This window comes from Chitiniphilus purpureus, from assembly GCF_025642115.1.
Classification (GTDB): Bacteria; Pseudomonadota; Gammaproteobacteria; order Burkholderiales; family Chitinibacteraceae; genus Chitiniphilus; species Chitiniphilus purpureus.
The window spans coordinates 2,355,489-2,369,084 of record NZ_CP106753.1; the positions used below are offsets into that span (position 1 = coordinate 2,355,489).

14 protein-coding genes are annotated in these 13,596 nt (G+C 66.3%); all 14 read left to right on the plus strand.

The annotated features are described in order from the left end of the window. Positions 1-4 precede the first annotated feature (4 nt). The 14 genes from N8I74_RS11060 to N8I74_RS11125 all read left to right on the plus strand — a co-directional run bounded on the left by N8I74_RS11060 (position 5) and on the right by N8I74_RS11125 (position 13,567). Positions 5-376: a DUF2190 family protein gene (locus tag N8I74_RS11060; RefSeq protein ID WP_263123138.1), complete on the plus strand. Its 372-nt coding sequence runs from the start codon at positions 5-7 to the stop codon at positions 374-376. After that, complete coding sequence (locus tag N8I74_RS11065) at positions 376-681, plus strand: hypothetical protein (protein ID WP_263123140.1); 306 nt, start codon at positions 376-378, stop codon at positions 679-681. Before N8I74_RS11060 ends, N8I74_RS11065 begins: the two co-directional genes overlap by 1 nt. Before the next feature lie 2 nt (positions 682-683). Then, on the plus strand, positions 684-1,130 hold the full coding sequence (locus N8I74_RS11070) for a hypothetical protein (RefSeq protein WP_263123141.1): 447 nt from the start codon (positions 684-686) through the stop codon (positions 1,128-1,130). An 8-nt stretch (positions 1,131-1,138) separates the two neighbouring features. Continuing rightward, the gene (locus N8I74_RS11075) at positions 1,139-1,795 is read left to right on the plus strand and encodes a phage tail protein (RefSeq protein ID WP_263123142.1); all 657 of its coding nucleotides are present in this window, start codon (positions 1,139-1,141) and stop codon (positions 1,793-1,795) included. Between the two features lie 9 nt (positions 1,796-1,804). Beyond that, positions 1,805-2,113, plus strand: a complete 309-nt coding sequence (locus N8I74_RS11080; RefSeq protein WP_263123143.1) for a phage tail assembly chaperone — start codon at positions 1,805-1,807, stop codon at positions 2,111-2,113. A gap of 74 nt (positions 2,114-2,187) precedes the next feature. After that, a complete protein-coding gene (locus N8I74_RS11085; protein ID WP_263123144.1) occupies positions 2,188-2,430 on the plus strand; it encodes a DUF1799 domain-containing protein in 243 nt (80 codons plus the stop codon). Beyond that, positions 2,430-4,958, plus strand: coding sequence for a phage tail length tape measure family protein (locus N8I74_RS11090; protein WP_263123146.1), 2,529 nt, complete (start codon positions 2,430-2,432; stop codon positions 4,956-4,958). Before N8I74_RS11085 ends, N8I74_RS11090 begins: the two co-directional genes overlap by 1 nt. A gap of 2 nt (positions 4,959-4,960) precedes the next feature. Next, on the plus strand, positions 4,961-5,551 hold the full coding sequence (locus tag N8I74_RS11095; protein WP_263123147.1) for a hypothetical protein: 591 nt from the start codon (positions 4,961-4,963) through the stop codon (positions 5,549-5,551). Then, complete coding sequence (locus N8I74_RS11100; RefSeq protein ID WP_263123148.1) at positions 5,548-6,108, plus strand: hypothetical protein; 561 nt, start codon at positions 5,548-5,550, stop codon at positions 6,106-6,108. The genes N8I74_RS11095 and N8I74_RS11100 overlap by 4 nt, the downstream gene beginning before the upstream one ends. Continuing rightward, positions 6,105-6,530 carry a DUF6950 family protein gene (locus N8I74_RS11105; RefSeq protein WP_263123150.1) on the plus strand — a complete coding sequence of 142 codons (426 nt, stop codon included), beginning with the start codon at positions 6,105-6,107 and terminating at the stop codon, positions 6,528-6,530. The genes N8I74_RS11100 and N8I74_RS11105 overlap by 4 nt, the downstream gene beginning before the upstream one ends. 3 nt (positions 6,531-6,533) lie before the next feature. Then, positions 6,534-10,706, plus strand: coding sequence for a hypothetical protein (locus N8I74_RS11110; protein WP_263123152.1), 4,173 nt, complete (start codon positions 6,534-6,536; stop codon positions 10,704-10,706). After that, positions 10,703-11,056 (plus strand): hypothetical protein, encoded by a 354-nt coding sequence (locus tag N8I74_RS11115; protein WP_263123154.1) that lies wholly within the window; start codon positions 10,703-10,705, stop codon positions 11,054-11,056. The genes N8I74_RS11110 and N8I74_RS11115 overlap by 4 nt, the downstream gene beginning before the upstream one ends. Further along, on the plus strand, positions 11,057-12,862 hold the full coding sequence (locus tag N8I74_RS11120; protein ID WP_263123155.1) for a hypothetical protein: 1,806 nt from the start codon (positions 11,057-11,059) through the stop codon (positions 12,860-12,862). A gap of 9 nt (positions 12,863-12,871) precedes the next feature. Further along, complete coding sequence (locus tag N8I74_RS11125) at positions 12,872-13,567, plus strand: DUF4376 domain-containing protein (RefSeq protein WP_263123156.1); 696 nt, start codon at positions 12,872-12,874, stop codon at positions 13,565-13,567. Positions 13,568-13,596 lie beyond the last annotated feature (29 nt).

Genomic DNA, 13,596 nt, shown 5'->3' on the forward strand with positions numbered 1-13,596 from the left:
TGATATGGCACGCAATTTCAAGCAGACCGGCGATGTGCTGGACTGGGTCAATCTCACCGGTGCCGCCGTCACCAGCAACAGCGTCGTCAAGGCCGGTGCCACGCTGGGCGTGGCGCTGGTCGACATCGCCCCTGGCGCCGTCGGTGCAGTGCGGATTCAGGGCGTGTTCGAGCTGCCCAAGGTCACCACCGCCGTCATCGCCCAGGGCGACCCGGTGCTGTGGGACGTCTCGGCCGGCAAATTCGATGCCAAGACTGCCGCCCCGGCTACGGGGGACGTATCCGGCGCCGCCGCAATGGCGTTTGCCGCGGCCGGCAATGGCGCCACCACGGTACTGATCCGGTTGACCGGCACGCCCGGGACGGTGGCGCCGTAATGTTCGACGCCGCCCTGCGCCGCCTCAATGCCGCCGCTGCGCGCCGCCTCGCCAACGGGGTGGCGACGTTGCAGGGGCGCGACGTCCTCGGGCATTTCGACGCCGAGTATGCCGAGGCACTGGACTACGCCAGCGGGCGCCGCCCGGTATTTCAGTGCGACGCCGCGGCGCTGCCCGCGCTGCCGTTCGAGGGCGACGCCATCAGCATCCAGTCCACCGGCGGCGTACCGCTGTTCACCGGCGTCATTCGCCGGGTTGAGCCGGACGGCGCGGGCTGGCTGGTGCTCTGGCTGCAGGAGCTGTAGCCATGCACCTGCGTGCGCAAATCCGTACCGCACTGGCCGCGCTGCTGCAGGGGCTGCCCAGCACGGGCACGCGGGTCTACCAGAGTCGTTCGCTGCCGGTGGACCCGGCCCACCTGGGCGGGCCCTGCCTGTTGGTGTGGTGCGGCGCCGAGCAGATCGACCAGACCCTGGCTGGGGCGCCGCAGTTGCGGCGGCAGGTCGAGGTGACCGCGCGCATTGTCGCCAAGGACACCGCCAGCCTGGAGGACGTGCTCGACCAAGCCATCGCCGAGGTGGAGGCCGCCATTGCAGCCCAATTCACCGTCGGCGGCCTCATCCCCGCCGGGCTCCGCCTCGATCGCATCGACACCGGCATCGATCAGTCGCTTGAACGCCCTGTCGGCATGGCCCAGCTGACCTGGCGCGGCGAGTACTACACACAGCGGGGCAACCCGCATCAATCCGCATAGGAGCCATCATGTCCAACGTCTACATCCCCGCCGGGTCGAGGATTTTCATGCAGAGCGCCATCGGCGCCGCCCAGACCATCACCGGCATTTCTGCGGCCAAGCCGCCCGTGGTCACCCATAGCGGCACCGACCCTGCCAACGGGGACTATGTGGTTCTGACCAACGTATTCGGCATGGGCCAGTTCGAGGACGCGCTGACCAAGGTCGCCAACGTCAACGCCGCGGCCAACACGTTCGAAATGCTCGACCAGGATGCCACCGGCTATCCCGCGTTCGTGTCCGGGCAATTTCAGGTGGTGACCCTGGGAACCGAAATCAGCACTGCCAGCGGATTCATGATGGATGGCGGCGAGCAGCAATTCGCCGAGTACAACTTGTTGTGGGACAAGATGACCCGCCGCATCCCCAGTACGCAGAGCCCGGTGGACACGAGAATTCCGTGCATATGGGACCCGTTCGACCCCTCATCGCAGGCGTTGCGTAACGCAGGCGATACTGGCCGCAAGCTCGCGTTCAAGATCCTGTTGCCCAGCGGTCTGGAGATCCTGTTCAGCGGCTATGTCGGCGCCTCAGGCCTGCCGTCGGCCCAGAACATCAACGAGGTCATGCAGACCACCGCCAGCATTTCCATGGCGTCCAAACCCCGCTACATCAAGCCGGTTTAAGGAGGGCGCATGTTCAAGCTCGACCCCAACCCGACGTTTTGGGTGCCCGTGGCGCTCAGCATTCCTGGCAGCACGCCGGTCAGCATCGACGTGCAGTTCCGCCACCTGGACCGCGACGGTCTGGGGCGGTTTTTCGAGGGGCTGAAGGACCGCTCCGACGCGGAATCGCTCGCTGAGATCATCGTCGGCTGGGCGAAGGTCGACCAACCCTACAGCGCGGAGGCGCTCGACAGGCTGCTGCGCAACTACCACACCGCTGCCGGCGAACTGTTCGCGGCCTATCGCAAGGCGATGCTGGAGTCGCGCACAAAAAACTGAGGGCGCTGGCGCAACGGTGGGCCGCACCGTCCGCCAGCACGCAGGCACAAGCCGCCTTCGGCATTCCGGCCGAGTTGGCCGGGGGATTTGACGAGCGCGTCTACCCGGAAAACTGGCTGCCGCTGCAGGTGTTCCTGGTGCTGCAAACGCAGTGGCGCTGCTGCCCCGCCGGCCCGGTCGGGCTCGATTACGGGGCCCTGCCGCTGGCGCTGGCGCAATGTGACGTACCAGAGGACCAGCGCAAGGACGTGTTCGCGGCGCTGCAGATCATCGAGCTGGCGGCGCTGGATGCGCTGCGTAGCCAAAAGGACCACTGATGACGCAACCTGAAATCGTCCTACGCCTGCACGTCGACGCCCAGCCTGTGCAGCAGGGCGTCGCCCAGGCGCGGCGCGCGGTCGAATCGTTGGGTACCACCAATGGGCCGCGCACGCTGGCCAGCCAGGCGCGTGCAGCGCGCGAGGAAATGGACGGGCTGTCGGTCAGCGCCGCGCAGTATCAGGCCGCGATGCGCGGCCTGCCGGCGCAGATGACCGACATCGTGACCTCCCTGGCCAGCGGCCAGCAGCCCTTGACCGTGATGCTGCAGCAGGGTGGCCAGCTCAAGGACATGTTCGGCGGCACCGGCAACGCGGTCCGTGCCTTGGGCGGGTATCTGCGTGGGTTGCTCAACCCCTATACGGTGGCGATCGGGGCAATCGCCGGCCTCACCCTGGCGTATCAGTCCGGCCGCAATGAAATGGCTGGGTACCAACGCGCCCTGCTGATGACCGGCAATGCTGCCGGCGTCACCGGCAATCAGCTCGCGGACATGGCGCGTGCCATGGATGAGAACGGCGACACCACCCAGGCCAACGCCAGCAAAGTGCTGACCGCCCTGGCGCAGACCGGCAAAGTCCAGGGCGACCTGCTGCAACGGGCCGCGCAGGCCGCCATGGATCTGGAGCGCTATGGCGGCGTCGCGGTGGAGCAGACCGTCGACGCCTTTGCCGACCTCGGCCGCGAGCCGGTCGCGGCGTCCGAGCGACTCAACAGCAGCATGCGCTACCTCACTGCGAGCGTGTATGAGCAGATCGTGGCGCTCGACAACGCCGGCCGCAGTACCGAGGCCGCCAAGCTGGCACAGGAGGCCTACGCCAACGCGCTGAGTGAGCGGGCTGGTGAAATGGCGCAGAACCTGGGCTGGCTTGAGCGTGGCTGGAACGCCGTCAAGAGCGCGACGGCCGAGGCCATCGATGCGATGAAGGACGTCGGGCGCGCGGAAACCACGCTTGAGAGGTTGCAGAGCAAACAGCAGGAGATTCTGCGGACGCAGGCGTCGATCGCACGGGCGGCCAACGCTGGCGGCGCCTACGGCGACCAGCAACGCGCCGTGGCAGGGCAACTGCAACAGAGTTTGCAGGCGCTGCGCACCGAGGAGGCCGCGCTGCAGGAGCAAATGCGGCTGGAAGGGCGGTCACTGGCGCTGAAGCAACAGGCTCAGGATCAAGAGCAAGCCAAGGTCAAGTGGCTGCAGGAGGGCAACCGCTATCTGTCCGAGCAGGAGCGCTACCAGCAGGCGATCAACCAGCAGCGCGAGCTGGGGCGCAAGGCGGGACTGTCCGAAGCGGAGATCGCGGAGCGCGTGGCCAAGATCCCGGCGCCGAAGGCGCTGGCTGGCGAGGCCAAGAAGTTTGCAGACGCATTGCGGCGTGCCAACGATGAAATCGCCAAGATGGAACGCGCCCAGCTGCCAGACACCACGCGGCGCTTCGAGGATGGCCGGGCTCGTGCCGAGGAAATGGCGCGTGCAGTCGCGCCTGGACAGCGCGACGACGTCATTCGCCGATACATGGATGCGTTGTCGGAAATGGTGGCGGCTGAAGAAGCTGCAGCAGAATCCGACGCCTATTCGCGTGCCATCACCGCGCGCAATGAGCAGTACAAGACAATGCGCGAAGAGGTCGAAGCCCTCGAACGCCAGGTCGCTCAATTCGGACTGGCACGCAGCGAACTGGAGCGCCTGACGTTGGCGCGCCAGGAATCCGAATTGGCGGACCTGCAATTCGCACAGGCCAGCGACCAGAGCAATGCCGCCCTGGCAGACCAGATCGCCCTGCTCAAGCAGCGGATCGCCCTGCAACAGCGCAAGGTGGTCGCCGCGGACGAGCTGGAACTCAAGGACGGATTGCAAAAAGCCGAGGCCGAGGCCGACCGTGTGTTCGAGCGGGTGCGCAACGAATCGAAAACCACGGCGCAGAACCTCAACCGCACGCTGGCCAATGGGGTCATCGACGCCTTCAAACAGGGCGAAAACGCCGGCGAACGGCTGATGAACGCGTTGGAATCGATGTTCCTGGACCTGACGCTGCGGCCCACCCTGGAAATGGTGATGGCCCCGGTCTCACAGTCGATCCTGGATCTGTTGGGCACAGGCCTCAAGGGCGTGCTCGGCGGATCGAGCGCCCCTGCTGCGGTTGACCCCGGCGGGATTTTCCCCTGGTTTGGTGGCGGCCGCGCCGCAGGCGGCCCGGTGCAGCGCGGCCGCATGTACGAGGTCAACGAGCAGGCACCGGAGTTGCTCGCCTACGGCGGCCGCACCTTCCTGATGATGGGCGCGCAGGACGGGGATGTCATTCCAGCGAGCCGCGTGGCGCAGCCGCCGATGGCTGGGCAGGGCGCCGCGGGTGGCGGTGGCGAGTCGCCGGTCATGCTGAATGTCAGCCTGGATGCGCGCGGGGCCGACGCTGGCGCCGTAGCGCGCCTGGAGGCGGCCATGCAGACGCTGACCCAGAACATCAAGCCGCTGGCGCTGCAGGCGGTGCGCGAGGCGCAGCTGCGCTCGCGCGTGACACCGAGCTTCTGACCATGCCGACCTTCCCGTCCCGCCCGGCACCGACTGCCCTTGCGTTGCGCCTGGTCCAGCCACGGTTCGAATCCCGCACCCACAGCGGCAAGCGTCAAGTGCGGCTGTTCGGCACGGGGCGCTTGGTGATGGAGGCCACCTGGGCCGGTATGGCGACGCGGGATGTGTCGCCGTTGTGGGCGTTCGCGGCGGCCGCAATCACCGGCGGCTGGACGTTCGAGCTGGTGCCGGAGCAATGGGGCTACCCCATCCCGGCCGCAGTGCCAGCCACGGCATTGGCATCGGCTGGCGCCGCGCAGGGGGCCACTGCAATCCAGCTGACGGGGCTGCCCGATGGCCCCTTGTTCATTGGCGGCGAGCCGGTGCGTTTCGGTGCCGACCGCAAAACCTATCTGGTCGCTGCGCCAGTGGTCGCCGTCGATGGCGCCGCCACCCTCACCGTGGCCCCGCCGCTGGTCCGGGCGGTGCCGGCCGGTTCGTTGGCCCACCTGCGCAACGTTGCGCTGACGGTGTTCGTCCCGGACGAAGAGGTGGCGCAGTCGGTGTCGACGGTGCTGCATACCCTGACCCTGAAATTCGAGGAATCCCTATGACCCGTGTAATTGACCCGGGCACCGCCGCGATGCTGCAGGCGCCTGTGCAGCGCATGCTGCACCTGTACGAGTTGTATCTGGATGGGTACACCGTGACGTTGACCGACGATATCGAGGCGGTCGACTGGGCCGGTACCACCTACGCCGCCAGCGGCCATGCGCTGAACTTCGAGCTGGACGGGGAGACCAGCGATCTGGCCATCCATGGGTGCCGGGTGCAGCTGTCCGGTGTCGAGCCGAGCATCATGGCCGTCGCCCGCCAATACGATTTTCTCGGGCGCCGGCTGGTGTTGTATCGCGCGTACCGCGATGCCGCAGGAGAGCTCACCGAGCCCCTGCAGCTGTTCGACGGGCGCTGCGACGGGCCCCTGATCGAGGAGGATCCCGACGCCGGCAGCAGTGTCATCACGATTTCCGCCAGCAACCGCTTCGTCGATTTCGAGCGCGTGCGCGGCCGCATGACCAATCACGAGGACGCCCAGGCGCATTTCCCGGGGGACCGCGGGTTCGAGTACGTACCGTTTCTGGATCGTGAGCTGCAGTGGGGTGGGCTGTGAACCGGCACTTTGTGGCCGAGCTGGCCAACTTCGCAGCTGCAGAGCGGGGCCGGCCCTACCAGTTCCCGGACACGGTCTGCCTGGCGCTCGCCCTGCGTGGCCTGGATCACGCGCAAGGTGGTGATCTGTTCGCGCGCCATGCCAAGCACTTCAAGAGCCCGGCCGCAATGCGGCGGTTCTTGGGCCGCGGCAATCCGCTGGACCGGGTGTTCGCGCGCGCGGCGGAATGCGGGCTGGTCGAGGTCGATCCGCGTTATTTCCAGCCGGGGGATATCCTGTTTGCCGGCACGCCGCCCTTCGGGGTGGGGGCCGCGCTCGTGATTTCGGGCCGTGCGCTGTCCAGCCATCCCGATAGCGGGGTGCAGTTGCTGCAGGTGGCTGACCACCAAGCCGTCCGCGCGTTGCGGCTGCAAAGGGGGTAGTGGATGCCTGCACTTGCCATTGGCGCCGGCCTTGCCAGCATTGCCGGTCAAACCGTCCTCGCCACCGCCCTCACGATTGCCGGCGTTGGCCACGGCCTGTATCAGGCGCAGCGGCAGCGCCGCAAGGCGCGTCGCGCTGCTGAGCAGGCCCGTCGCGAGCAGAATCTCAAGGTGGTGCAGGGCGGCAACACCATCTACCTGCCGCTCGCCTATGGCGAGGTGCGCATGGGCGGTGCCCTGGTGTTCCAGGACGTCAGCGATGACAAGCAGCACCTGCATCTGGTGATCGCGCATTGCGAGGGGCCGGTGGCCGGCTACACGCCGATGCTGTATCTGGACGGCGTGGCCTATACCGACGAGCGTTTCGGCTCACGGCGTACCGAAATGGTCCAGGACGGCACCGTGCCCGTACAGCGGCCGGGCGGCATCGTCACCGAGGAGCCGCGCTGGGTTGCGCGCGAGGTGATCGACAGCGCCGTGCATTGGGAGTTTTTCCGCGGCACCGACGATCAGGTCGCATGCCAGACGCTGATCAACGCGCTTCCCGCCAAATGGACGCCGAATCATCGTCTGCGCGGCGTGTGCTACAGCTACGTGCGGCTGAAGTGGGACCCTGACAAATGGCGCGCCGTGCCGCCAGTCACCGTGCAGTTCCAGGCCAAAACGGCATGGGACCCGCGCGCAGGGCAGATGGTCTACACAGGTAACCCCGCCGTGATGTTGCGCGACTATCTGCTGTCGCCACGCTACGGGCGCGGGCTGGCGCCATCCGATCTGGATGAGGCGTCGTTCATCGCGGCGGCGAATTATTGCGATCAGTTGCTCGAACTCAGCCCAGCGCAATGGGAGCCGCGCTATGCCCTGACCGGGGTGCTGGATACCGGCAAGCCCTGCCTGGACAACGTCGCCGAGCTGCTCGAACACATGCGCGGCAATCTGCTCTACGTAGACGGCCGGTACGTGCTGCAGGTGGATCAGCCAGATGCGCCGGTGATGCATTTCTCGCCGGACAACCTGGTGGGGCCGTGGTCTACCAAATTCCCGGACCGGCGGAACCGGTACAACCGGATCCAGGCACGCTACACCAGCCCCCAGGCCAACTGGGAGGAAACTGCGCTTATCGTCGATCGCGCCGACTACCGTACGCTGGACGGTGGCGTGCTGCTGGAAGCCACCGAGGAATATACCCTCGCCGGCGACGAACGCCGTGCCCGATACCTGGCCGAGCGCGCCCTGCGCGCCAGCCGCATCGGTATGGTGGTGGATTTTGTGGCCCTGCCGGTGGCGCACGCTGTAGTGCCAGGGGACGTCATTTCGCTGACGCATCCCAGCGCAGACTATGTCAACGCCCGGTTCCGCGTCTCCTCCCTGGCGCCGCGTGCCAACGGCGATGTGGCCATCACCGCCTACGCCTACGACGACGGTCTCTACGCCGAAGACCCACTCGCCGCGCCGGTGGTGCCGCCACGCACGTCGCTGCCGGACCCGTTCAGCCCGTTGCCGCCACCTGCGCAACTGGTGTTGACCAGCGACCTGAGCACGGCTGGCCAGGATACGTTGGGGCAGTTGACCAGCCGTATCCGGGCGAGCTGGCAGCCGGTGCCTGGTCTGGTTGCCCACTACCGGGTGCAATGGCGTCGTAGCTACGAGCCCGAGTGGCAGACCATGACCACCCAGGACGCCAGCGCCATGCTTGCTGCCGTCTATGCGGAACCGTTTGTGGTCCGGGTCGCGGCGGTATCCAGCCTGGGGCGCACGGGCGAATGGGCGGTGGCGTACATCAACGGCGGTGGCCTGGAGCAGCAGTTGGCCGTCGTGACCGGCGTCCAGGCCGAGGTGGGCACGATGGATTTCACCTGGCGCTGGGATGCTCACCCGGTGGCCGGCAGTTACGACATCGAAATCTACGCCGGCGCCGTCCGCCGTCGCCGAGATCGGGTCAGCGGGCCGCAATACGTCTACGGCTATGCCCTCAACGTCACCGACGGGTTGGTGCGGCAGCTGACCATCCGCATCCGGGCGCGCAGCCCGGACGGCCGCGAATCGCCGTGGGTGGAGGATACGGCAATCAACGATCCCCCCGGGCTCCCCGGGGTGCTGCTGCAGGCCTCGGTGTTTGCCCTGACCCTGCAACTGACGCCACCCAGCGCCAGCGACCTGGCCGGCTACATGGTATGGGCCAGCCGTACCAGCGGGTTTGCCGTCGGCAGCAACACCCTGGTCTATACCGGCCCCGACACCCAACTGGCGATCGCCTGGGTTGATGGTGCCGCTATCGCATCGGGTCAAATGTACTACGTGCGCGTGGCGGCCTTCGATGCGTTCGGCACGGCCGATCTCATCGTCAGCGGCGAAATCCCGGTGCAGACCACGGCGCTCACAGAGGTGCTCAATCAACTGCACGGCCTGGGGCCGGAGGCGTTGACACCGGCGCTGCTGGACCAGGTCAACCAGGTGCCGGTGATCGGGCAGGGGCTGCAGGACGCAAAGCAGTCCAGCGATGAGGCAGCGCTGGCAGCGCTCGCGCTGCTCGCCAGGACATCGGATGCGCTGGACGCGTTGCGGCGCGAGAAGATGATTTCCGATGCAACGATCGACATCGATCCGGATACCGGCCAGATCACGCTCAAAGCGGTGGTGCCCGTCATCGATGATGTGTCAGCACGCGTGCGGACGCTCGAAATCGGCATGGACGCCGCCAGCGGCACGATCAGTTTGATCAACACCGACATACAGCAGCAGGGGGGGCGGCTGTCCGCAGCGGAGAGCCTGATCGAGCAGCTCGCCAATCAACTGTCGCTGAAGGTCACCGCCGCCTACGTGGACGGCCGGCTTGCCGAAACGACGCAGGGCGTCGAGTCGGCCCACGAGACCCTGGCTGGATTGAGCGCCGCTCAACTGAGCAGTGTCCTCAATCAGAGCCGCGCACGCGACCTGGTGCGTGCCAACAAGGTCTCGCTGGCCGTCGCTCAGCAGACGTTGACGGCCCAGGCGGATGCACTGCGCGCCGAGGCGGGGCTACGCCTGCAGTTGGCAGCACAGCTGGGCGAAACCGAAGCGGCCATCGCGGAAGAGCAGCTGGCGCGCGCAACGGCGATTGAAGCGTTGACCAGCAACATCAGCGCCATGTTGGTGCGGGTGGGGCAGGCCGAGGCGGGGCTGGCATCCGAAAGTACCGCGCGCGCCAACGGTGACAGCGCGTTGAGTCAACAGCTTGCTGCGCTGACCAGCCGCGTGGGCACGTCAGAAGCCCGCATCGTCTCGGAGGAAACGGCCCGGGCGTCAGGCGACAGTGCCAATGCCGTCGCGATCAATCAGGTTTCGACCACCGTCGCCGGCCACACGGCGTCGATCACCCAACAGGCGCAGAGCATCGATGGGCTCAGGGCGCAATACGTGCTGCAGGTCAATGCTGCGGGCAAGGTCGCGGGGGTCAAGCTGGCGGCCGGGGCCAGCGGCACTGCGCTGGATGTGCTGGCTGATGTGTTTCGGGTGTCGCGCCCGGATGGCTCGGGCGCCAAGGCTGCGTTCACGGTGGGCAGTCTCAACGGCCAGCCCGCGGTCGGGATTTCCGGGGACATGTACCTGGACGGCGTGCTCTCCGCCCGCGGCCTGTCTGCGCTGTCGGCGAATGTCGGGGTCGTCACCGCTGGGGTGATCCGCAGCAACGACAACGTCACCAGTCGCTGGGACCTCAACAGTGGCTACGCGGAATTCAACAACATCCGTGTCCGCGGCGATGTGCAGGCCAATTCGCTCAACGGGGTGCCGGTGGAAACGTGGCACATCCAAGGCCAGGCCGTCAGCGTCGCGGACTATAGCCAGGGAGGCTTCGGCCAGGTGCCGGGTGGCGGCTCGACGGTCGCCGTCCAGCGCGCGATCTGGATGCCATCCAGCTCGTCGGGGATCGTCGTACTGGCGTCCCTGGCAATGCAAGGGCTGGGCGATGCCACGATCACGATCAGCGTGCGGCACAACGGCGTGGACGTCGCGAGTCAAAGCGTGAGCGTGAGCGACGCATTTTATTTCTCGTATGCAATTGGCGCCGTGATCACGCCCTGGGCGGGCACCAACAACGTCCAGATCGTGCTGACCAACCCCACCGTGGGGCCGGGCAGCTGGATTGCGGTCAATCATCAACCGACGAGCATGACGCTGCTGGGAGCCAAGCGATGAACTACCTGATCGTGGGCCCCGACGGGGCAATTCGCCGCATGGGCAGGGCCGCGGACCTTAAATCGGTGCGTGACGAAATCCCGCACTACTTCAAGCGCTGCGCGCTCGTCGAACTGGGAAGCACGCCACTGCCGGTTGGCGCAACGCATTGGGTCGATGGTCAACCCGAGTACCGCATGCAGCCGGACGTGCGGGACTACCGACGCATGGCATACCCAGGGATTGGCGACCAGCTCGACGTGATCTGGCGACAACTGGCCGCGTTGCCCCCGGCGCTGCTGCTGCCGGAGACGCAGCAAATGCTTGACCGGGTCACGCAGATCAAACAGATGTACCCCAAGGAGGGATAAATGGCGAATGCATCCTGGTACCGCGCCGGTACCGTCAGCGTCACTGCCGGCAGTGTCAACGTCGTTGGCGTGGACACACTGTGGGCAAGCTATATCCGGCCAGGTGACATGTACACCCTGGATGGGACCCGTTGGGCCGAAGTGGACGCGGTCGTCGACAACACCCATCTCCAGCTCAAGCAGCCATGGAGCGGCACGACGCAGTCTGGCGCCAGTTACGCCATCGTCCGGAACTTCGACGCCACCGATCTTGGGCAATTCGTGGCTGACCTGCAGGCGCTGATGGGCAAATTCCACGACCGCTGGGATGCCATGCTCAGCCTGCTCACTGGCAGTGCCACGACGATGCCGCTGATTGGCGTGGACGATACGCCGATCAATGTCACCACCTGGGCCGGCATCCTTGCGTATCTGCAGGGCCGGACTGTGCTGACGACGTTGACCGGCACCCGGGTACTGACTGTGATCGATCTGCAGGCCCGCATCTTGGAGCTGACCGGCAGCCTGACCGGTAACGTGATCTATCGGCTGCCGGCCAATACCATCGGCAGCTGGGTGATTCGCGACCGCACCAATCGCAACGGCTTCTCGGTCACGGTTGACATCAACGGTGCCGGGGGCTACGCCGTTGCGACCGGTGTGCAGATGGTGATCGCTGCTGCGGCCGATGGCGTGATGGGGATGACCCAGGGAACGGCGGCATCGCGCGATATGCAGGCGTCGGTGACCGACACGACTGCCGGGCGGCTACTGACTGTTGGCGCATTCGGTTGGGGTGGCACGTGGACACCGCCGACGTACGACAGTTTTGGCGACGCCAATCTGATCCCGGCAACCGGCCTATGGTATAGCACCAATGCGGCAACGCTGAATCGCCCCAGCGCCGCAGCTGGACCTGTCTTTCATATCCACGGCGCGGCGGGATTTGACCTTTACGGGCGTGATGACAACCTGATCTACCGGGGCTACACCGGGACAACGTACCAACCGTGGCGCACGGTGTGGCATAGCGGCAATACCCCCAAACAGGCGCATGCAATGGATGCGACCGCCGGCGCAGTGATGCTGGTCGGCGCCGGCGGCTGGTTGGGACAGGCAGCACCCCGCGCCACCACCGATATGGATGGCCTGCTGACCGGTGCAATCCGGGTACGCGACAACGGCACACCCAACGCACCCGACACCGGCCAGGGCATCGTCCTGACGCTGCCATGGGACAACAACAGCGCGGCCATCCAGACCGATTTTGCAGTCGGCGGCGGCGAGCGGGCCAAATTCAGGCGGCGCCAGAATGGGGTATGGGGTGCCTGGTGCGAGCTGTGGCACTCGGGCGCTGCCATCAACACGGCCCAGGCCATCAATGCGACGGCCCTGGGTGGAGCAAACAGCAGCGCGCATTCGTTCAGCGCCACCGGGCGCAACCAGCTCACCGTGCATCTGGGGGGGCCGTCGATGTCGGGCGCCGGCGTCAACGAATTCGGCGCTGCTGTGCGGTTCAACGGATCCGGGGTCGCGTGGGGCGACTTGATCTACTGCCCGACCGCTTCGCTGGCTGACGGGGGCCAGTTCCGCTTTACCACCGCCGGCGGCGCTGTCAGCACCACCCCCTCCGCATCGGTCGGCGTCGGCAGCCTTTACAGCGCCGGCCCGGTCCGCCCCGGCGAATTCACCCTCGCAACATTGCCCAGCGCTGCCGCAAACAACGGCGGCTACATCACTGTCACCAATGCCACTGGGGGCCCCAAGCTGTGTCGCAGCAACGGCACCGTTTGGCAGATTGCAAATACCTCTACCACTGTCAGCTAAGGAGCTGTCATGCCGCAACGCACGCGCCCCTATCAAACCCTGATCGCGCATTTTGCCGATGGCACATTCGCCTTGCAGCATCGGCCGATCACCGAAATCCTGGACGACGCCGGCAACATCATCGGCGCGACGGAGGGACAACTACAGCCGATCGATGCATCGGACCAGGCAACGCTGGATGCGCTGTGGGGCTACCTGACCACGGCTGCAGTTTATGAAAAAGAGCAGGCGCTGGCACAGCTGGCTGCAGCACAGCAGCAAATTGCCACGTTGGAGACGTCAGTCCAGGCGCTCACGGCGGAGCGGGATAGCCTGCTGGCGCAGCTCGGCCAGAGCACTGGTGGCGGCAATCAGCCGTCAACACGCGAGCAGTTGGCTGCAGCCATTGCCGCCGAGCGGTATCGCCGCGAGACTGCAGGCACCACCGTCGACCTGGGCGGAGGTCCTGCGCCGCTCCTGACAGACCGCAGCGCCATCGGCGTGTTGATCGGCGCCATTGTGCATGGCGACCGAAAGGGCATCTGGCCGGCCGCCTGGAAATTCGGGGATGGGGTCTTCCGTGCGGTCACGCCGGCGGCGCTCGATGCCATGGCCGACGCGTGTCATGCGCACGTCAGTGCAGCGTTCGAGTGGGAGGCGGCCGAGGTGGCCCGTCTGGCTGCAACTCCGGACAATGCCCTCGCCGAATTCACCATCGGCGTATGACGATATTCCAGTTTCTCCCCTAAAAACTG